A 20,820-nucleotide genomic window follows, 5' to 3' on the forward strand; every position below is an offset into this window, starting at 1 on the left:
GGACCATGAAGGTCAAGAACTCGCTCCGCTCGCTCAAGAACCGGCACCGTGACTGCCGCGTTGTGCGTCGCAAGGGCCGCGTCTACGTGATCAACAAGACCCAGCGCCGCTTCAAAGCGCGTCAGGGCTAAGATCCACCAGACCGGATCTGGGACTGCACGACAGTCACAGCGTATTTTGAAAACCGCATCTTCGGATGCGGTTTTTTTGCGTTTTAGCGGCGGCGCTTACCGAAACGAGCCGATACGACCTTGCCCACTGACCCGCAGCCAGCCCGTGAATTTTCTCCAAGTAAAATTGTCAGTTTTTGTTTTCATCCGCTTCGGAATCCTATAATCGACTAAATCAGTCGGAAAGACATACCGAAGCTTGATGGGAGTAACCATGTTGAAAGCGACCACGATACTGGCAGGCGCTCTGGCCGCCACCATTGCGACCTCGGCCGCCGCCGAGGGAGAGGTAAACCTCTATTCCTCGCGCCATTACGACACCGATGAACGCCTATATTCGGACTTCGAAGAGGCAACCGGCATCCGCATCAACCGGATCGAAGGCAAGGCGGATGAGCTGATTGCCCGCATGCAGGCCGAGGGCGAGAATTCCCCTGCCGATATCCTGCTGACCGTCGACACCTCGCGTCTGGCCCGCGCCAAGGATGCAGGCGTGCTGCAATCCATCGACAGCGACGTGCTGGAGGCGCGCGTGCCCGGTTACCTGCAGGACGCAGACAACCAGTGGTTCGGCTTTTCCCAGCGCGCCCGGATCATCTTCTACGACAAGGCTGACGTGGCCAACCCGCCGCAGACCTACCTTGATCTGGCCGATCCGGCGTACAAGGGGCTGGTCTGTATCCGCTCCTCGACCAACACCTACAACCAGACCCTGCTGGCCTCGATCATCACCCACCAGGGCAGCGATGTCGCCAAATCCTGGGCCGAAGGCGTGGTTGCCAACATGGCGCGTGATCCGCAAGGTGGTGACACCGACCAGCTGCGCGGCATCGTCTCGGGCGAGTGCGAAATTTCCGTGGCGAACAGCTATTACTTTGCCCGCTCGATCCGCAAAGACGTCAAAGGCCTCTCCGATTCGCGTGACATGATCGGCTGGATCTTCCCGGCGCAAAACGAACAGGGCGCGCATATGAACCTGTCCGGTGGCGGCATTGCGGCACATGCCCCGAACCGCGATAACGCGATCAAGTTCCTCGAGTATCTCGCCTCGGATCAGGCGCAGCAGTATTTCTCGGCAGGCAATGACGAATACCCGGCCGTGCCGGGCGTGGGCCTCGCCCCCAGCATCGCTGCCCTTGGCCATTTCAAACCCGACGACATCAACCTGTCCGACGTGGCCAAGAACATCCCCGAAGCACAGAAGATCTTTGATGCGGTAGGCTGGAAATAATCCACCTCAGGATGATTCGAATTTTAAAAAAGGCGCGAGACCCCCTCGCGCCTTTTTGTCCTTTTTGAGAATTGCAGATGGTCAGAATGTCTCAACTCAAGACCCGGATTTTCAGAATCGGCCATTGCCCGCTCCCAAAATGATCCTTTAGCGCCTTTACGCCTGCAATCCGGCAACTTTGTTGCTGAATTTCTGGACCTGCACCCTACTGCCGCCTATAGATTTGCGGAATTTTCAAGTGAGGGGTTAAAGGCACATGCAGGGTTTCCGGGATATCGCACGACAAGGAACCATGCTGTGAAAAGGGTGCCTGTCACGATTATCAGCGGTTACCTCGGCGCAGGTAAAACCAGCCTCATCAATCGCATCCTCGCCGAGTCGCACGGGCTGGACCTGGCCGTCATCGTCAACGATTTCGGCGCCATCAACATCGACGCCGATCTGATCCGCGATACGGAAAACGGCACCATCGCCCTGACCAATGGTTGCATCTGCTGCACCATGGGAACGGATCTGGCGCTGACGCTGCGGCAAATCCTGGATCGGCCGGAACAGCCCGGCCATCTGGTGATCGAGGCCAGCGGTATCTCCGATCCAGTCGCCATCGCAAATACCGTCATGGGCGAAAGCGGCTTTAGCTATGCCGGCATTGTCACCGTGGTGGATGGGCTCAATGCCGATACCCTTCTGCAGGATGAAGAGATTGCCCCCCAGGTGCTGCAGCAAATCCGCGCCGCTGACCTGGTTCTGGTCTCCAAATGCGAAGATATTGATGCGGATCTGGCTGACCAATTGAAGGCCGCGGGGGCGCGTACCCCGACGGTTCTGGATGGTGCGCCAGTTTCTGATCTCCTGTTTGACGTCGTGCCCCTGCCCAAAGGCCGCTCCGTGGCCGCGCATCCCGCCTATGCCACCTGGCAACATCAAAGCCGCGACGTTCTGGATCGCCGCGCGTTGGGCGACAAACTGGCCAGCCGCCCCGACGGTCTTTACCGCATGAAAGGCTACGTACTGACCACCGGCGGTGCCTATGAGCTGCATATCGTCGGCCGCCATGTCGAAGCCCGTCACTGCGATGCCGACGAAACCCTTCTGGTCGGGCTTGGGCCTGCCGGGCGGATTTCCCCTGAACAAATCGAGGCCTGGTGGACGGGCCAGCCTGACGCTCAGAGCCAGACAGGTGGGCACGCCTAACGGCGGCGTCCAACCTGTCGGCAGATCAGGATCACCGGCAGTAACCCCACCGCCATGATGACCAGCGACGGCACCGCAGCGCCCTCCAGCCGCTCGTCCGAGGCCAGCCGGTACGCCTGCACCGCCAGCGTATCGTAATTGAATGGCCGCATGATCAGCGTTGCGGGCAGTTCCTTCATCACATCCACGAAAACAATCAGCAGCGCGGTCAGCAGGCTTGGCGTCAGGATCGGCAGATGCACCCGGCGCAGCATGCCCAGCGGGCTTTGTCCCAGCGACCGGGCAGCCGCATCCATATTGGCGTGCACGGTGGACTGGCCGCTCTCATAGGCACCAAGAGCCGCCGCGAGGAACCGCACCATATAGGCGGCCACCAGGAGCCAGATGGATCCGGTGATCAGCAAGCCGGTGCGGATATCAAAGGTCGCCCGCATCCAGGCATCGAGAGCGTTGTCAAAGGCCGCGAACGGTACCATCAGCCCCACCGCGATCACCCCGCCCGGCACCGCATAGCCCAGCCGTGACATATAGGCCGCGAGTGCAGAACTGCGTCCCGGACGCAGTCGCTGATAAAAACCAAGGATCACCGCCGCCAGCACGGTGATCACCGCAGCAGTCGAGGCCAGAAGCAGAGAGTTCTGGATGAACCCGATATAACGGCGGCTGAACAGGTCCTGTTCGGATTGCAGCCCCATATTGCACAGGATCACCACCGGCAGCACAAAGCCCAGCACCACGGGAATCGCACACAGAACCCAGGCGGCGACGGCGCGCAAACCGGTGAGGTCAGCAGGCGGCATTTCAGCGTGATGCTTGCCCGCCTGATGATAGCGCGCCTTGCCGCGGGTGGAGCGTTCCACTACCGCCAGCATCAGCGCAAAGCTGAGAAGGCAGAGCGCCAGCTGCGCCGCCCCGGCGCGATCCGCGAGCGAGAACCAGCTGGTGTAGATCCCTGTGGCAAAGGTCTGCACCCCGAAATAGGACACGGTACCGAAATCGGCGATGGTCTCCATCACCGCCAACAGCACGCCCGAGGCAATCGCCGGCCGCGCCATCGGCAGGCTGACACGCCAGAAGGCCTCCCATGCACTTTTCCCCAGTGCCCGGGCCGCCAGGAAGGCGCCAGCGCTTTGCTGTAAGAATGCCGCCCGCGCCAGCAGATAGACATAGGGATAAAGGACGAAGATCAGCATCACCGCCGCCCCACCCGGAGAGCGGATCTCCGGGAACCAGTAATCGCGCGGGCCCCAGCCCGTCACCTGTCGCAGGGTGGTCTGCACGATGCCGGGGTGATCCAGAACAAAGGTATAGGCATAGGCCAGCACATAAGCCGGGAAGGCCAGCGGCAGGACAAGCGCGACCTCAAACAGGCGCACGCCAGGAAAACGGGTCATGGTGACAAGCCAGGCCGCCCCGACACCCAGCAACAGGGTTCCAAGTGAGACCAGAACCACTAGCACCACCGTCGTGATCAGGTAGCGTGGCAGCACCGTCCCGGCCAGATGCGCGATGGTATCCGTGCCGCCAACCATCCCCGCCAGCGCCACGGCCAGCATCGGCAGGACGCAAGCCAGCGCCACGACCCAGCCCAGCACGGCAAAGACGCGTGTCCCGGCCTTGCGCCCAAGGCGGCTTCCCTTTGGGGCGTAGTCTGGAGTGTGGCTGGCTTCAGTCATCGGTCGCTCATCGCTTTGGTGAATCCCACTGCGGGTCGGAACACCCCTCTATTTCGATCATTTTTGTCGGAAACTCCAGCAGGAAACTGGCAAGCGCCCTGCCCTGCGGCGAATACGCCCGGCCCCGGTTTCGGATAGAAAAAAGCCGGGCGTCCTTACGGGGCCCGGCTCTCCATGTCTGTGTAAGGCTGCGGATCAGTCGTAGCTGCGCTGATCCTCGATCACCAGGCCGTCCTTGGGCAGGGCACCGGGGGCAACCACTTCGATCTTGCCTTTCAGCTTCAGCACTTCGATCACCGATTTCCCAAACCCAACCTCATCGCCGCCGGTGGCTTCGATCTGAACAGTCATCGCGTCCATTTCGCCGTCACGGGTGGCAATGACGCGCGCCTTGACGATCTCGTCATGCTTGTCGACCAGCGCTGCCACCTGTTCAGGGCGCACGAACATGCCCTTGATCTTGGTGGTCTGATCCGCGCGGCCCATCCAGCCCTTGATCCGCATGTTGGTGCGGCCGCAAGGCGACATCCCGGGCAGAACCGCAGACAGATCGCCAGTGGCAAAACGGATCAGCGGATAATCGGGGTTGAGCGTCGTCACCACGACCTCGCCCACCTCGCCCGGCGCAACAGGGGTGCCCGTGCCGGGTGTCACAATCTCAACGATGACACGCTCGTCAACGATCATGCCTTCCATCGCGGCGCTCTCGTAGGCGATGTTGCCGAGATCAGCCGTTGCATAGCTTTGCAGACAGGTGATGCCCCGGTCGGCGTATTCCTGACGCAGCGAGGGGAACAGCGCGCCGCCCCCGACCGCCGCCTTGGTATAGCCCAGCTTCACGCCCATGGCATCGGCCTTGTCCAGGATCACCTTGAGGAAATCCGGCGTGCCCGCATAGGCGGTCGCCCCCACATCGCGGGCGGCTGTGACCTGCAATTCCGTCTGACCAGTGCCTGCGGGCAGAACCGCGGCGCCAACGGCGCGGGCGCCGCTTTCAAAGATCATGCCAGCCGGAGTCAGGTGGTAGCCGAAACAGTTTTGCACCACATCGCCAGCGCCAATGCCTGCCGCGTGCAGGAAGCGGCCCATGCGCCACCAGTCATGTTCGCTGCCGCCCGGTTCATAAATCGGACCCGGCGACTGGAAGATATGCGCGAACCCATGCGCCGGTTTCACCGTGAAGCCACCAAAGGGGGCATTCTCGGCCTGGGCGCGGCTCAGCTCGGATTTGCGTAGCACCGGAAGCGCGGCCAGATCCGCAGCCGAGGTGATCGCGGCAGGATCCACATCGGCCAGCGCCGACCCATATCCCGGCGCGGTTTTGGCGCGGGCGATCTGCTCCGGCAGCGCCTTGGCGATATCCGCGGCGCGTTCATCCGCCGAGCGGGTTTCAAGAATGTCAAAAAAACTCATGTCCTCATCACCCCGCATCAGCTCAGCCACCGTTTGCGGCGGCGGTAGGACCGCACATCGCGGAAGCTCTTGCGCCCTTCGTCCGACATGCCGAGATAGAATTCCTTCACGTCCGGGTTTTCGCGCAATTCGGCGGCAGGTCCATCCATCACCACGCGGCCGGATTCCAGGATGTAGCCATAATGCGCAAAGCGCAGCGCCACGTTGGTATTCTGTTCCGCGAGCAGGAAGGTCACGCCTTCGTTTTCGTTGATCGATTTCACGATGCCGAAAATCTGCTCCACCAGCTGCGGCGCCAGACCCATCGAAGGTTCGTCCAGCAGGATGGTTTCCGGGCGGCTCATCAGGGCGCGGCCCATGGCCACCATCTGCTGCTCACCCCCGGAGGTATAGCCAGCCTGGGATTTGCGGCGTTCCTTCAGGCGCGGGAAATAGCTGTAGACCATCTCCAGATCGCGCTGGATATCGCCCTTTCCATCGGCGCGTGTATAGGCGCCGGTCATCAGGTTTTCCTCAACGGTGAGGTGTTCGAAACAATGGCGGCCTTCCATTACCTGGATGACGCCTTTGCGAACCACTTCGGCGGGATCCTGATCGTGCATCACCTCGCCGCGGTATTTGATCGACCCTTTGGTCACTTCACCGCGTTCGGAATGCAGCAGGTTCGAAACCGCCTTCAGTGTCGTTGTCTTGCCGGCGCCATTGCCGCCCAGCAGCGCGGTGATACCGCCTTTTGGAACCTTCAGGCTGACGCCTTTCAGCACGAGGATCACGTGGTTGTAGATCACCTCGATATTGTTGACCTCAAGCAGGGTTTCGGCCTGCACATCGGTGGTGTTTGCTGCGTCGAGCATCAAAGTTTGTCCTCATGCGGTCACGGCCTGTTGCGGCCTGGTCCGGAGCGAGCCGTATTCATTCGCAGGCGCCCGGATCGGTGTCTCTTCGGAGGTGGTGTGGCGGCTGGCCGCCACACCGGTTTTGAGTCCGGTCCCGCCCCAAAAGGCGGGACCACGAGCACTATCAGTTGCAGCGCGGTTCGATGTTGTTTTCCGCCGCATAGGAAGCGGAGTCAGCTTCGATCAGCGGCTGGATTACAGCGGTGTCGGTCTTCTGGAAGTCCGAGATCAGGCTCCAGGTCTTGGTCTCTGCGTTCCACTGGGTCATGCCGACGAGGCCGGGGCCACCGTGGTTTTCACAGGAAACGTTGAAAGACGGACCGAAGTAGGGCATGCCAAGCGCCGACATACGGGCTTCGGGCATTTCCAGGGCTTCCATGCCATCGCGCATCATCGCCGGGGTGATGTCCTTGGTGCCGTGCATTTCCTGGGCGGTCTTGGCCGCTTCGACAGCCAGCATCGCCGCGTACATGCCACGGTTATAAAGCACGTTACCGATCTGATCGCCTGCACCGGCAGCCAGGCCCTTGTCGACAACATATTTCTGCATGTCATCAAACACCGGGAAGTCGCGGCCAACGTTGTGGAAGGTCACAGCCTTGTAGCCATTGGCCTTTGCACCGGCGGACAGGACGTCATGCTCGGCACCGGACCACCAAACGCCGATAAAGTTTTCCATCGGGTAGCGGACGTTTGCGGCTTCCTGAATGGCAACCTGGTTCATCACGCCCCAGCCCCACATCACGACATAGTCGGGACGGTCACGGCGAATCTGCAGCCACTGGGACTTCTGCTCCTGACCGGGGTGGTCAACAGGCAGCGTCGACAGTTCGAAACCATGCTTTTTGGACAGCTCTTCCAGGGTGCGGATCGGTTCCTTGCCGTAGGCGGAGTTGTGGTACAGCAGGGCGATCTTCTTGCCTTTGATGTCACCACCGTTTTCGTCCAGCAGGTAGGTGATGATACCCGAGGCGCCATCCCAGTAGTTTGCCGGGTAGTTGAACACGTTGCCAAAGACCTTGCCGTTGGCAGCCGAGGTCCGGCCATAGCCCATGGTGTGGAGCGGGATGCCGTCAGCAGCGGTTTTGGGGATCAGCTGGTAGGTGATACCGGTAGACAGCGGCTGATACACCAGCGCGCCTTCGCCCTTGGTGGATTCGTAGCATTCCACACCTTTTTCGGTGTTATAGCCGGTCTCGCATTCGATCACCTTCGCCTTGACGCCGCCGATGCCGCCGTCACGCTCGTTCACCAGGGTGAAATAGTCGGCATAGCCATCCGCGAAGGGGATGCCACCTGCGGCGTAGGGGCCGGTGCGGTAGCTCAGCGACGGGAATACGAGATCCGCCATGGCTGGCCCTGCGGCCATCAGCGCGCCCAGCGCCAGAGTGGTCAGTTTAAGTTTCATCGGGTTCATTCCTCCCATTGGTCTCATCCGATTTTTTGATGCGGGGCCCGTGAGTTGGCTCTTGCTGTTGTCCCCGCGATGGTCTGCCGTCCCCGCGTCAGTGCGGGAAGGGCCAGAGTCTCAGTTTTTCTTTGGCAACGCGCCACAGCTGCGCCAGCCCGTGCGGTTCTGCGATCAGGAAGAACACGATCAGCCCCCCCACGATCACCAGTTGGAAATGCGCCACGATATCAGTCGGCCAGCCCATCACGTCGACGCCCAGAACCTTCAGTACCACCGGCAGCAGCACCAGGAAGGCCGCGCCCGCGAAGGAGCCGAAGATCGAGCCCAGACCGCCGATGATCACCATGAACAGCACCAGGAAAGACTTGTTGATGCCAAAGGCCTCGCCGACCTCAACCGCGCCAAGGTAAACCGAGAAGAACAGCGCCCCGGAGATACCGATCAGGAAGCCGGAGACGGCAAAGGCTGTCAGTTTCGCCTTCAGCGGGTTCACCCCGATGATCTCGGCAGCAATGTCCATGTCGCGGATCGCCATCCAGGTCCGGCCCGTTGTGCCGCGCGTCAGGTTGCGGGCGACGATGGCGCAGAACGTCAGGAAGATCAGGCAGAAGAAATAGGTCGCCCAGGCCGGTGCGTTGGGACCGGTGATCACGATGCCAAAGACATCCCGCTCAGGCGCGTTGATCTGGCCCGAGGCGGAGTAGTTGTAGAACCACGGCACACGGTTAAACAGCCAGACCAGGAAGAACTGCGCCGCCAGCGTGGCCACCGCCAGGTAAAAGCCCTTGATGCGCAAGGACGGCAGGCCAAAGGCCACACAAACCAGCGCGGTCACACCACCCGCCAAAAGAACATGCACGAACATGCTGACTTCGGGGAAGGCGGTCATGAACTTGTAGACCGCATAGGCACCCACAGCCATGAAACCGCCGGTCCCGAGGCTGACCTGACCGCAATATCCAACTAGAATGTTAAGGCCGATGGCCGCAATCGAATAGATCAGGAACGGCAGCAGGATGGCATTCGCCCAGTAGTCGTTGATGACAAAGGGGATGACCAGAAAGGCCACGGCCAGCACCGCGTAGTAACGATAGCGATCGAACTTGATCGGAAACGTCTGGCTGTCATCCTGGTAAGAGACCTTAAAGTCCCCGGCTTCACGGTAGAACATGCTTCAGATGCTCCCTTTTTCCTGCGCGCGGTTGCGGGCCGCTGCGTCCAGTTGATTTGTCTTCTTCGCGTATCCGCTGGCCTCGGCCAGGCGGGCCAGTCGCAGATAGGCGAGGATCCCTGTGAAAAGACCGACAGCAGCCAGAAGAGCGGAGATCACGACCTGGGTGTCGGAAAAATCTCCGGAGGTCAGCGCCAGATAGCCAAAGGCCCAAAATCCAGACCAGGCGATCACATTGACGATGGCAATGAGCTTTCTCATGCGTCTTTCCTCCCTCTTATGTTGCGTTCAGTCTCTTGCGGCGCGGCCCCATCCCTCCCCGAATGGAACCGGCCTTGATGTCATTGGGCTGCGTCAGACCCTTTCGATGATCTTCTCCCCAAAGAGGCCTTGCGGACGGAACACCAGGAACAGCAGCGCCAGTACGTATGCGAACCAGTTTTCAGTCGCGCCGCCGACCATCGGGCCGATAGCGAATTCAAACAGTTTCTCACCCACACCGATGATCAGGCCGCCAACAATGGCGCCCGGGATCGAGGTGAAACCGCCCAGCATCAGAACCGGCAGCGCCTTCAGCGCGATCAGCGACAGCGAGAACTGCACGCCCGACTTGGTGCCCCACATGATACCTGCGACCAGCGCCACGAACCCGGCAACCGACCAGACCAGAACCCAGATGAAGTTCAGCGAGATACCCACAGACAGCGCCGCCTGGTGATCATCCGCCACGGCGCGCATGGCGCGGCCCTGCTTGGTGTATTGGGCAAAGATCACAAGACCGGTCACCAGCAGCGCCGCCACAACGGTCGCCACGATATCAAGGTTGTCGATGAAGAAGCCGTAGCCAAAGATGTTGTAGGTGGTCTCATCAATCCACAGGTTGATGCCCTGCGGGATGCCCACATCCAGCGTCTTGATCTCGGAGCCCCACATCAGGTCAGCCACGCCTTCCAGGAAGTAGGCCAGACCGATGGTGGCCATGAACAGGATGATCGGTTCCTGACCGACCAGATGCTTCATCACCAGAACCTGCACCAGCCAGGCCAGCAAAACCATGACCGCCACGGTCAGGATCACCGCCAGGAAGGACGGGATCGTCCACCCGAAATGGGTGATATGGCCGCCGAAGACCGCGTTGATCAGATGCGCAAAGGGCACCTGACCGTTCATGATCCCCACCAGGGTCATCGCCGCGAACAGCGCCATGACGCCCTGGGCGTAGTTGAAGATGCCGGATGCCTTGTAGATCAGGACAAATCCGAGCGCGACAAGCGCATAGAGCACGCCGGCCATCAGACCGTTGAGCGTGACTTCCATCGCAAAAATCAGTTGTTCAGGCATGTTTCGCCTCCCTCAAGCCGGTCTGATGGTCAGTCATGCGCAACGCCAAGATAGGCGTCGATCACATCCTGGTTGTTGCGGACTTCGTCCGGCGTGCCATCGCCGATCTTCTTGCCGTAATCCATCACGACCACCCGGTCGGACAGATCCATCACCACGCCCATGTCGTGTTCGATCAGAGCGATCGTGGTGCCGAATTCGTCATTCACATCAAGGATAAAGCGTGACATGTCCTCTTTTTCCTCGACGTTCATGCCAGCCATCGGTTCATCCAGCAACAGCAGGCTCGGCTCGGCCGCAAGGGCGCGGGCCAGTTCCACCCGTTTCTTCAGACCATAGGGCAGACGCGCCACCGGGGTCTTGCGGATGTGCTGGATTTCCAAAAAGTCGATGACCTTCTCCACCGCTTCGCGGTTCTCGGTCTCTTCCTTCTCGGCCTTGCCCTTCCACAGCGCCTGACTCAGCAGGCCGGTCTTCATGTAGTTGAGCCGTCCGGTCATCACGTTGTCCAGAACACTCATCCCTTCGAAAAGCGCGATGTTCTGGAATGTCCGGGCGATACCCTGACGCGCAACCTCATACGGGCGCATCTGCGGACGCGGCTTGCCCTGATAGAGAACCTGACCTTCCTGCGGGACGTAGAACCCCGAGATCACGTTCAGCATCGAGGACTTGCCCGCACCGTTGGGGCCGATGATCGCGCGGATCTCACCCTGACGGATGTCGAACGAGATGTCCTTGATCGCCACCACACCGCCGAACCGCAGGGTGATGTTCTTCATTTCCATCACCACGCCGCCAATCTTGCGGCCGTCTTCGGTGACGTATCCTTCTTCCATGTCTTTCACGTGCCCAGCCCCTTTTTCTGGCTGCCTGTCTTTGTCGCGCGGATCATTCTGCGGCCACCTGCTGCGGTGTCACCGGAACAACTTTGGCATCGACGATGCTCAGCGTGGCGCTGATGGCGCCCTTGCGGCCGTCCTCATAGGTAACTTCGGTGGTGGTCGAGACCTGATCCGAGCCGTCATAAAGCGCGGTGATGATGTCGGCGAACTTGTCCTCGACGATGCGGCGGCGCACCTTGCGGGTGCGGGTCATCTCACCGTCATCCGCGTCCAGCTCCTTGTGCAGCACGACAAAGCGATGCACCTGACAGCCCGACAGCATTTCGTCGGCGGCGACGGATTTGTTCACCTCTTCCACATGCTCCCGGATGCTCTCCAGAACCTTCGGGTGGCCAGCCAGTTCCTGATAAGAGGCATAGGCAATGTTATTGCGCTCGGCCCAGTTGCCTACGGCAGTCAGGTCGATGTTGATGAAAGCCACGCAACGATCCTTGCCATTGCCAAAGAGCACGGCCTCAAGGATGTCGGGATAGAACTTCAGTTTGTTCTCGACATATTTCGGGGCAAACATTGCACCGCTGGCCATTTTACCAACGTCCTTGGCGCGGTCGATGATGCGCAGATGGCCCGTATCGTTTTCGATAAAGCCCGCATCGCCGGTCGCGACCCAGCCTTCAGGATCCTTGGTCGAGGCTGTGGATTCCGCGTTCTTGTAATACTCCACGAAGACACCGGGCGAGCGATAGAAGATCTCGCCATTGTCATCGATGCGGATTTCCACATCCGGCGCTGGAACACCAACCGTATCGGCCCGCACTTCGCCATCGGGCTGCACGGTGATGAAAACGGTGGCCTCGGTCTGACCATAAAGCTGTTTGAGGTTGATCCCCAGCGAGCGATAGAAATCGAAGATTTCCGGGCCGATGGCTTCACCGGCGGTATATCCCACCCGAATGCGGCCATAGCCAAGGGTATCTTTCAGCGGACCGTAGACCAGAATGTCACCCAGCTTGTACTTCAGCCGGTCCATCAGCCCCACGGGCCTGCCGTCCAGGATGTCGCCCCCGACCTTCTTGGCGTGGGCCAGGAAGTGGTGGAACATCTTGCGCTTCAGCGGACCTGCATCTTCCATCCGGATCATGACGCTGGTCAGCTGACCTTCGAAGACGCGCGGCGGAGCAAAGAAATAAGTCGGACCGATTTCCCGCAGGTCGGTCATCATGGTGTCCTGGCTTTCCGGGCAGTTCACGCAGAAGCCGCACCAGTAGGCCTGACCGATCGAGAAAATGAAGTCCCCCACCCAGGCCATCGGCAGGTAGGAGAGGATGTTCTCGTTGCGGGTCAGCTTATCGAAATCAGCCGAGTTCTTGGCGCTTTCGATCACGTTGCGGTTGGACAGGACAACGCCTTTTGGCTTGCCCGTCGTCCCGGAAGTATAAAGCATCACGCAGGTGCTGTCGTAGGTCAGCTTGGCCTTGCGCGCCTTCAGATCCGGGATCCATTCGTCATAGGCGGCGCGGCCCTGCTCCTGCACGTGGCTGTACTGGTGCAAGGCATGGTGGTCGTATTTCCGCATGCCACGCGGATCCAGATAGATCACGTGCTCCAGCTGGTGCAGCTGCTCCTGAATCTCGATCACCTTGTCGACCTGTTCCTGGTCTTCGGCGATCACATAGCGGGCGCCGCAATGATCCAGCACATAGGCCAGTTCCTCGGCGGCAGAGTCGTTGTAGACCGGCACCGGAATGGCGCCGACGGACTGCGCCGCAACCATCGACCAGTAAAGGTAGGGGCGGTTGCGCCCAATGATGGCGATGAAATCGCCTTCCTTGATGCCTAGGTTGATCAGGCCAAGCGCCAGTGCTTCGATCTCCTTGGCGATTTCCGCCCAGGTCCAGCACTGCCAGATTCCGAATTCCTTTTCCCGGTAAGCCGGCTGATTAGCGAATTCCGTGGCGTTACGTTCAAGCAGCGCCGGCAGAGACAATAGTCCTGCGGCGCCCGACTGCGTCTGAGCCAATTTTATCTCCTCCCTTTCCGGCCTCCCCTGGCCGGATGATCGCTGTTCCGCGATTCTGATCCCGATTAGGACCTGTCTGATGGTAGTGCGTCAACTTTTTCCTGATGTTTTCCCAATTCTTACGAATTGTAACAGGATCACAGGAATGTGTTCCGGCCTGTTTCACATCCCCTCAACCACCGCAGATTTACCGCGACACCGAGACCCGCAAAATGCGCCACGCGCCCTCACGCCGCAGCAGACCACCTCTTTGCCGCGCCGCCGCACAGTGGTAGCCATAGCGCGGGAGAACATATGAAACAGTCAGACAAACAACGCGCCGCTATGACGACCGCCGGGCTCAACCTGATCGCTCAGGCGCTGTCGATCTACGATAGCGATCTGCGGCTGGCAGTTTGCAATCGCCGGTTCAAGGAGATGTTCGCCCTGCCGGACAGGCTGGTAACCCCCGGCGCGCGCTTTGACGAAACCATCCGGTATATCGCCGAAAGCGGCGAATACGGCCCGATCGAGGATATCGACGAATTTGTCGACTCCCGCGTCGAACAAGCGCTTGCCTTTGTTCCACATTATCTGGAACGCACCCGCGCCAACGGGCAGGTGATCTCGATCGAAGGGGCGCCACTTTCGCAGGGGGGCTGGGTGTCGGTCTATACCGATATCACCCGGACAAAACGGGTCGAACTGTTGCTGCGGGCCCGGTCCGAGGAGATGTCGGACCGTCTGATCGCCCATACCGAAGAACTGTCGGCAGCAAACCGCGAACTGGCCGCCACCAACAGCGCCTTGGAAGAGGCCAAACGCCAGCTCACCGAGATCGAGGCCCGCACCCGTCTGACGACGGAAATGATGCCGGCCCATATCGCCCACGTGGATGGCGAAGGCTATTATACCTTTACCAACCGGCGGCTCAGCTCGGTCTTTCCGGGCCGTCCCTCTGACATTCTGGGGATGCATATCTCGGATGCGCTGGGGCCATCTGCTTTTGCCCGGATCGAACCACATCTGATGGCCGCGTACAAAGGTGGCAGCCCGGTCTTTGAGTTTACCGAGGAACACGGCAGCCGCCGCATCCGCGTCGCCTTTACCCCGGACAACAGCGGCGGCGTTTTTATCCTGTCGATGGATGTGACCGAAGAAACCCAGGCCCGCGTCGCCCTGCAACAGGCCCGCCGCCGCGAAATGGCGGCGCAGATGACCTCCGGCCTTGCGCATGACTTTTCCAACCTTCTGACCATCATCCTCGGCATGCAGGGCAAACTGGCCAAGATGGATCTGCCCCCCGAAGCGGATGAGTTAATCCAGGGCACCCTTTCGGCGGCACGGCGGGGTGGGCGGCTTCTGAACCGCATCGGGGAAATGACAGGCCAGCGCACCCTGCGCCCGCAGGCCACCGACATGCATGTGCTGCTCAATGAGCTGAAGATCCTCGCCTCGCCCTCGCTGCCGCAGGGCATCGGCCTCAGCATTCTCGACAATACGCCCGACGTGATGCTGCTGCTGGATGCGGGCAAATTGCAGGACGCGCTGCTGAACCTTATTTTCAACGCCCGCGACGCCTGCGGCACCACCGGGCAGATCACCGTCAGCGTCCATGCGGTCGGAGAAACCTGGCTGGAAATCAGCGTCAGCGACACTGGTCCCGGCTTTTCCCCCGAGGCGCTGAAACAGGCGCTAAACCCGTTTTTCACCACCAAGGGCAGCGAAGGCTCGGGCCTGGGTCTGCCGACCGTTTATGACATGGCGAAATCTACAGGCGGCGACATGCGCATCGCCAATACGGTCTCGGGCGCCAGCGTCACCCTGCGCCTGCCCTACCGGCTGGCGCCGGATGCCTCGGGCGGGATCGCGCTGCTCGTCGAAGACAGCGAAAGCCTGCGCGCCACCTTTCGCGACATGCTGATCGACCTTGGCTATTCCGTGATTGAGGCCACCAGCGTAGACGAAGCCTCGGCCTTGACCGCTGACATTCCGGACATGGCGCTGGTGCTGTCCGACATCCGGCTGGAGGGTGAGGCCACCGGGATCGATCTGGTCGACCGGCTGGCCGGATCCTCCCTGCCCTGCATCCTGATGACGTCGCTGCCCCCGGGCGATGCCATGCATCGGGAGGCTTTGAAACGCGGGCCTGTTCTGCAAAAACCCTTTACCACGCAGCAGCTGTCGGCGCTGATCACACCGGAGACCCCTTCATGACCGCGCCTCTTGTCACCATTCTGGACGATGAACCCGAAATCCGTCGGATCCTGACCGAGACCCTGGAAGAGGCCGGTTTCCGCACCCAGAGTTTTTCCCGGGCGCGCGAATTCGAAGCCTCCTTGAAACGGGTGACGCCAGATGTCTGCCTCGTTGACCTGTCGCTGCCGGATACGGACGGGCTGACACTTGTGCACCGGCTGGCGCTGGAGCAGGGCGCGGCGGTAATCATCATCTCCGGTCGCGCGCAAGTTCAGGACCGGGTGACGGGGCTTGAACTGGGGGCGGACGACTATATTACCAAACCCTTTGATCCCACCGAGGTGGTTGCCCGCATCCGCGCCCGTCTGCGCGGCGGCCCCCGTGCCCAGGTGCAAAGCGGGAATTCGGCGCAGTTCTCTGGCTGGACGGCTCATTTCGACCGCTATGTTCTGGAGGATGAAACCGGCGGCGAAACGCCCTTTTCCCATGCCGAGGGCGAAGTGCTGCGGCTGTTTCTGGACAGTCCCAAAAGGCTGATCTCCCGCGCCCAGATGCAAGAGGCGCTTGGCGGGGCAGCCGGAGACAGTTTCGACCGGGCCATGGATGTGCGTGTGTCACGCCTGCGCACCAAATTGCGCGAAGATCCCAAGAACCCCCGGCTGATCAAGACCATCTACGGCGCGGGCTATATTTTCCTCGGCGATGTGAACTGGCTCTGAGGCTGGTCATCGGCTGTCGGCATCGGGCGACAGGATGCCCGGAACAAACCAGCGGTGCAAAAGTGATCCCGGCTTGTGCGGGTTCACCATCCTTCCTCTTGCCGACCCGAATCACCGCGATTAGAATCGCCTCATGGCTACCTGTCTTCTCTATCGTGAAACATCATCCCGGCCCTCCCGGTTTTACCGGATCGAACTGGCGATGAACCTGTTTTCCGAGGTCTCTGTCCTTCGGGAATGGGGCGTCGCAGGGCGCGATGGGCAAAGCGTGATCAACATCTATGGCAACCTGCGCGAGGCGTCGGTTGCCGCTGACAGCCACCGCAACCGCATGATCAAACGCGGCTATAACCGCGACGGACTGGCATCGCAGGCCACCGCCGACTGATCACGCTTCAGTCACTCCGGCGACCCGCAGGCCGCCGGTTTCTGCATTTAATTTCTGTTCACAGGGTCGCGGCGGCCTGGGCCAAAACTTCCAGCCCCAGCGTCAGATCGGCTTCGTCCGTGTCCTCGTCAAAGGCGTGGCTGATGCCGCCGATTGACGGCACAAAGAGCATGCCGGTTGGCATGACCCGCGCCACATTGGCCGCATCGTGCAGCGCCCCCGACGGCATGTCACGCCATTGCTGCGGCGCCAGATCTTCGGCCGCCGCGCGCAGGGCCGCCTGAATGCGGTCATCCATGGCAACGGGTTCGATGCCCATCACCGGTCCCATCTCCACCTCCACGTCGCGTTCCGCTGCGATCTCGTCACAGGTCTGACGGATGATCTGTTCCATCTCCAACAGCCGCGCGGCCTCCGCATCACGCCACTGCATGGAGAAGGTCACCCTGCCTGGCACCACCGAAGACGCATTGGGGTGCAGCGCCACATGGCCAAGGGTCCAGACGGTTGCAGGGGTGACGATCTCGGCAAAACGTTCGTTCAGGCGGGTGTTGAAGGCCGAAAGCGCCTGAAAGGCATCCTGCCGCAGATGCATCGGCGTCGTGCCGGCATGGTTCTGACGGCCGGTAAAGGTGATCCGCATATCCCGGATGCCAACGATATTAGTGACCACGCCGATCTTTTCGCCGGTGGTATCCAAGGTCGGCCCCTGTTCGATATGCATTTCCAGAAAGCCGGTGAACAGATCCGTCGGCACGGGCTTTTCCGTCCCTTCTTTCATCCGCTGCCGCGCGGCCCGCAGCGTCTGCCCCTCGTTATCAGTCTGCTGATCCGCATCCGCCATCGACAGCCGCCCGGTCCAGACGTCCGATCCGGTTAGAACACCGAAACGCCCCTCTTCATCCTGAAAGCTGACAACGGAAATCGGCGGCCCTCCGGCCTCTTTGCTGGCGCGGGCGATTTCCAAGCCGGCAATGACGCCCAGCGCCCCGTCGAGCCACCCGCCTTCGGGCTGGCTGTCGCTGTGCGAACCGATCAGCAAGGATTTCTCCCCGGCAATGCCAAAAAGATTGCCAAGCCGGTCAAACCGAACCTCAAGCCCCGCTTCCTGCATGCGGCTCGCCAGCCAGCGGCGCGCGGCGATGTCCACCGCGGTATAGGCCGGACGAACCACACCTTTCCCGACCCCGGAGGCCCCGAACGAGCGCAGCGTATGCAGATCCGCCAAGAATCTCTGGGGGTTGATCTTCATTCCTGGTTCTCCCTTGGTCACGGTCTTGTGTACGGCCCGTCAGTTCCAACGGGTGTTAACCTACATCTTCCATCATTTGCGTTATGTCCACATTTTGTTAACCTTTTTCCGGAACGTCGTTCCTGCATTTTTTTCACGCGTGCCAAATCGGCACCCGGTAAATTTCACGCCATCCCTGAAACCTTCCTTCCATGTCGCGGGCTGCTCACCTAAGAGTCAGGCCAAAGATCAGAGGAACGGAAGCGATGTCTCATATCACGCTGATCCGCCACGGGCAGGCAAACACCGAGGCCCGCGACGAGCACAGCTATGACCGGCTCAGCGATCTGGGCCATCAGCAGGCGGCCTGGCTGGGTGAGCATCTGCGCGCCAGCGGCGCCAGCCACCCCCGTATCTATTGCGGCACCCTGACCCGGCACATCGAAACCGCTGCGGGCATGGGATATACCGAAGAGGTGGTGCAGGATCCCCGTCTCAACGAGATGGAGTATTTCACCCTCGCCCAGGCGATGGAGAAACAGCACGGGCTGGCCATCCCGCAGGAACGCGAAGGCTTCATTGCCCACCTGCCGCAGGTGCTGGCCGCCTGGGCAGAAGGCGAAATCGATGATGCCCCCGAAAGCTGGAGCGATTTTGAAACCCGCACACAAGCGGCTCTGTCCGAAATCGCGGCGGGAGAAGGTCCGGCATTGGTGGTGACCTCGGGCGGGCTGATCTCCATGGCGATGCGTCAGGCGATGATGCTCGAAATCACCGGCATGGCCCGGATGGCGCTCGCGATCATGAATACCTCGATGCACCGTCTGTTCCCCATTGGCGGGCACTGGTCGCCGGTACTGTTCAACGCGGTACCCCATCTGGAAACACCCGACCGCCATTTTGCACAGACCCATCTTTGACCGCGGGTTTGACCACGATTTGACCATGGGGCAGACCGCCCGCGACAGAATTGAAGGACGAAACAGATGCAGCTTTATTATGCTCCCGGCACGATCTCGATTGCAGTGGCCATCGCGCTTGAGGAAGCCGGTATCACCTATGAGGCGGTCAAGGTGGATTTTGCCAGCGCCGAGCAGACAAGACCCGCCTATGGGCAGATCAATCCCAAGGGCCGCGTACCTGCGCTGGCGGTCGAGGGCGGCATCCTGACCGAAACCGGTGCGCTGCTGGACTACATCGCCGATCTTGCACCCGACGCAGGCCTGCGCCCCGAAGACCCGGTTCTGAAGGCCCGCATGCGCGAGGTGATGTACTACCTTGCCTCGACCATGCACGTGAACCATGCCCACAAGATGCGCGGCAGCCGTTGGGCCAGTCAGCAATCCTCGTTTGAGGACATGACAGCGAAAGTGCCAGAAACCATGGCCGCCTCTGCCGCCTACATCAGCGAAAACGGCCTTAAAGGGCCCTTTGTGCTGGGTGATGAGATCAGTATCGCCGATTGCTATCTGTTTGTGGTGTGCAGCTGGCTCGAAGGGGACGGGGTTTCGGTTGCGGATTATCCCAAGATCCGGGATTTCATGGCCACCATGGATCAGCGCCCCTCAGTGCGCGCAGTCCGCGCCAAGGGCATGCTTTGATATTTGAGTGAAGGACGACAAGAGAATGACTCATCTCTGGGTACGGGCAGAGCAGCGCCCGAATGAAGAACGGGTCGGGCTGACCCCCGAAGGCGCCAAGGCGCTGATCGATGCAGGCATCAAGGTCACGGTCGAGAAAAGCTCGGTCCGGGCGATCCCCTTGCAGGGCTATGTGGATGCGGGTTGCGATATCGCCGCCGAAAACAGCTGGCCCACGGCCCCGGCAGAGGCAATCATCTTTGGCCTGAAAGAACTGCCCGAGGACGGAACGCCTTTGCCGCACCGCCACATCATGTTCGGCCATGCCTTCAAGGGTCAGCACTCGGGCAAGGCGTTGCTGGAGCGGTTCCGCCAGGGTGGCGGCACGCTTTATGACCTGGAATATCTGGTGGACGAAAGCGGCCGACGGGTTGCGGCCTTTGGCTATTGGGCCGGCTATGCAGGCGCGGCGGTGACGTTGAAATGCTGGGCCGCCCAGCAGCGCGGCGAAATCTGTGGCCCGGTTGGTGTCTTCAAAGACAAGGATTCGCTGATTGCCGATCTGTCCTCCGAGCTGTTCGCGCTGAAAGCCCCCCGCCCCACCGCCATCGTGATTGGAGCCCTCGGGCGTGTTGGCACTGGCGCGGCGGATCTGCTAGAGACCATGGGCGTCATCGTTACCAAATGGGACATGGCGGAAACCGCCAATGGCGGCCCCTTCCCGGAAATCCTGGAGCACGATCTGTTCCTCAACTGCATCTTTGCGCGCCCCGGCACGCCTGTGTTTGTACCGCAATCTGCCCTGACCGAGCCGCGCAAGCTGACCGCCATCGGCGATGTCGCTTGCGATCCGGACAGCGATTACAACCCGGTGCCGGTCTATGACCGCGCCACCACCTGGGATGCCCCTGCCCTGCGCGTGGCCAAGGACCCGGTTCTGGACGTGATGGCCATCGACAACCTGCCCTCAATGCTGCCCGCCGAAAGCTCGGTCGATTACGCCGAGCAGCTTTTGCCCTCGCTTCTGACGCTGGGCGATCTCGGCAGCGGTGTCTGGGGCCGGGCCAAAGCAACCTTTGACGAAAACATGGGCAACTGATGGAACTGTACATCGGATATCTGGCCGGCACGATGGGCACGATCTGCTGGATCCCCCAGGCTTGGCGCGCCTGGAGCACGCGGGACACCTCGGGCTTGTCGCTGGCGGCCAACCTGATGTTTCTTCTCACCGTCTCGCTCTGGCTCATCTACGGGCTTATGGTGGGCGACATGCCTTTGATCCTGGCCAACTTCTGTGCCTTGCTGATCGTGATCAGCATCGTTCTGGCCAAACTGAAATACAAATAAGGGAGTACC

20 protein-coding genes are annotated in these 20,820 nt (G+C 60.7%); 10 read left to right on the forward strand and 10 right to left on the reverse strand.

All coding sequences use genetic code 11. The features are described 5' to 3' along the window. Positions 1–5 precede the first annotated feature (5 nt). The 3 genes from ykgO (at position 6) to SM764_RS08365 (ending at position 2,595) form a co-directional block, all read left to right on the forward strand. Positions 6–131, forward strand: coding sequence for a type B 50S ribosomal protein L36 (gene ykgO / locus SM764_RS08355; protein WP_008562923.1), 126 nt, complete (start codon positions 6–8; stop codon positions 129–131). Between the two features lie 253 nt (positions 132–384). Beyond that, positions 385–1,401, forward strand: coding sequence for a Fe(3+) ABC transporter substrate-binding protein (locus SM764_RS08360; RefSeq protein WP_369001511.1), 1,017 nt, complete (start codon positions 385–387; stop codon positions 1,399–1,401). Between the two features lie 297 nt (positions 1,402–1,698). Further along, positions 1,699–2,595: a CobW family GTP-binding protein gene (locus SM764_RS08365; protein ID WP_274833035.1), complete on the forward strand. Its 897-nt coding sequence runs from the start codon at positions 1,699–1,701 to the stop codon at positions 2,593–2,595. Here the strand turns inward: SM764_RS08365 and SM764_RS08370 are convergent. The 9 genes from SM764_RS08370 to SM764_RS08410 all read right to left on the reverse strand — a co-directional run bounded on the left by SM764_RS08370 (position 2,592) and on the right by SM764_RS08410 (position 13,368). Then, positions 2,592–4,271 carry an ABC transporter permease gene (locus SM764_RS08370; RefSeq protein WP_065271780.1) on the reverse strand — a complete coding sequence of 560 codons (1,680 nt, stop codon included), beginning with the start codon at positions 4,269–4,271 and terminating at the stop codon, positions 2,592–2,594. The genes SM764_RS08365 and SM764_RS08370 overlap by 4 nt on opposite strands. 195 nt (positions 4,272–4,466) lie before the next feature. Further along, positions 4,467–5,684 carry a phenylacetate--CoA ligase family protein gene (locus SM764_RS08375; protein ID WP_274835304.1) on the reverse strand — a complete coding sequence of 406 codons (1,218 nt, stop codon included), beginning with the start codon at positions 5,682–5,684 and terminating at the stop codon, positions 4,467–4,469. Between the two features lie 17 nt (positions 5,685–5,701). Further along, positions 5,702–6,538: an ABC transporter ATP-binding protein gene (locus SM764_RS08380; RefSeq protein ID WP_065271781.1), complete on the reverse strand. Its 837-nt coding sequence runs from the start codon at positions 6,536–6,538 to the stop codon at positions 5,702–5,704. Positions 6,539–6,704: 166 nt separating this feature from the next. Further along, positions 6,705–7,988, reverse strand: a complete 1,284-nt coding sequence (locus SM764_RS08385) for an ABC transporter substrate-binding protein (RefSeq protein ID WP_065273619.1) — start codon at positions 7,986–7,988, stop codon at positions 6,705–6,707. Between the two features lie 97 nt (positions 7,989–8,085). After that, positions 8,086–9,162 carry a branched-chain amino acid ABC transporter permease gene (locus SM764_RS08390; protein ID WP_065271782.1) on the reverse strand — a complete coding sequence of 359 codons (1,077 nt, stop codon included), beginning with the start codon at positions 9,160–9,162 and terminating at the stop codon, positions 8,086–8,088. 3 nt (positions 9,163–9,165) lie between these two features. After that, entirely contained in the window at positions 9,166–9,423 is a 258-nt protein-coding gene (locus SM764_RS08395; RefSeq protein ID WP_065271783.1) for a hypothetical protein, read from the reverse strand. Between the two features lie 93 nt (positions 9,424–9,516). After that, entirely contained in the window at positions 9,517–10,503 is a 987-nt protein-coding gene (locus SM764_RS08400) for a branched-chain amino acid ABC transporter permease (protein ID WP_065271784.1), read from the reverse strand. 29 nt (positions 10,504–10,532) lie between these two features. Then, the gene (locus SM764_RS08405) at positions 10,533–11,342 is read right to left on the reverse strand and encodes an ABC transporter ATP-binding protein (protein ID WP_116560346.1); all 810 of its coding nucleotides are present in this window, start codon (positions 11,340–11,342) and stop codon (positions 10,533–10,535) included. A gap of 52 nt (positions 11,343–11,394) precedes the next feature. Then, on the reverse strand, positions 11,395–13,368 hold the full coding sequence (locus tag SM764_RS08410; RefSeq protein ID WP_274838150.1) for an AMP-binding protein: 1,974 nt from the start codon (positions 13,366–13,368) through the stop codon (positions 11,395–11,397). A 294-nt stretch (positions 13,369–13,662) separates the two neighbouring features. Between SM764_RS08410 and SM764_RS08415 the strand changes: the two genes are divergently transcribed. The 3 genes from SM764_RS08415 (at position 13,663) to SM764_RS08425 (ending at position 16,653) form a co-directional block, all read left to right on the forward strand. Continuing rightward, a complete protein-coding gene (locus SM764_RS08415; protein WP_274833040.1) occupies positions 13,663–15,564 on the forward strand; it encodes a hybrid sensor histidine kinase/response regulator in 1,902 nt (633 codons plus the stop codon). Then, positions 15,561–16,265 (forward strand): response regulator transcription factor, encoded by a 705-nt coding sequence (locus SM764_RS08420; protein ID WP_065271788.1) that lies wholly within the window; start codon positions 15,561–15,563, stop codon positions 16,263–16,265. The genes SM764_RS08415 and SM764_RS08420 overlap by 4 nt, the downstream gene beginning before the upstream one ends. A 133-nt stretch (positions 16,266–16,398) precedes the next feature. Next, entirely contained in the window at positions 16,399–16,653 is a 255-nt protein-coding gene (locus SM764_RS08425; RefSeq protein ID WP_065271789.1) for a WGR domain-containing protein, read from the forward strand. 58 nt (positions 16,654–16,711) lie between these two features. Here the strand turns inward: SM764_RS08425 and SM764_RS08430 are convergent, their stop codons facing one another. After that, a complete protein-coding gene (locus SM764_RS08430) occupies positions 16,712–17,905 on the reverse strand; it encodes a hydantoinase/carbamoylase family amidase (protein WP_369001512.1) in 1,194 nt (397 codons plus the stop codon). A gap of 245 nt (positions 17,906–18,150) precedes the next feature. Between SM764_RS08430 and SM764_RS08435 the strand changes: the two genes are divergently transcribed. From SM764_RS08435 to SM764_RS08450, 4 genes are all read left to right on the forward strand, one after another. Continuing rightward, the gene (locus SM764_RS08435; RefSeq protein ID WP_065271790.1) at positions 18,151–18,804 is read left to right on the forward strand and encodes a histidine phosphatase family protein; all 654 of its coding nucleotides are present in this window, start codon (positions 18,151–18,153) and stop codon (positions 18,802–18,804) included. Positions 18,805–18,870: 66 nt separating this feature from the next. After that, entirely contained in the window at positions 18,871–19,485 is a 615-nt protein-coding gene (locus SM764_RS08440) for a glutathione S-transferase family protein (protein WP_368947563.1), read from the forward strand. A gap of 25 nt (positions 19,486–19,510) precedes the next feature. Continuing rightward, complete coding sequence (locus SM764_RS08445; protein ID WP_065271792.1) at positions 19,511–20,563, forward strand: saccharopine dehydrogenase; 1,053 nt, start codon at positions 19,511–19,513, stop codon at positions 20,561–20,563. After that, positions 20,563–20,811, forward strand: coding sequence for a SemiSWEET family sugar transporter (locus SM764_RS08450; RefSeq protein ID WP_065271793.1), 249 nt, complete (start codon positions 20,563–20,565; stop codon positions 20,809–20,811). Before SM764_RS08445 ends, SM764_RS08450 begins: the two co-directional genes overlap by 1 nt. The last annotated feature ends 9 nt before the right edge of the window (positions 20,812–20,820 follow it).

The organism is Pseudophaeobacter sp. 1A16562 (assembly GCF_041008785.1).
Taxonomy (GTDB): Bacteria; Pseudomonadota; Alphaproteobacteria; order Rhodobacterales; family Rhodobacteraceae; genus Phycobacter; species Phycobacter gallaeciensis_A.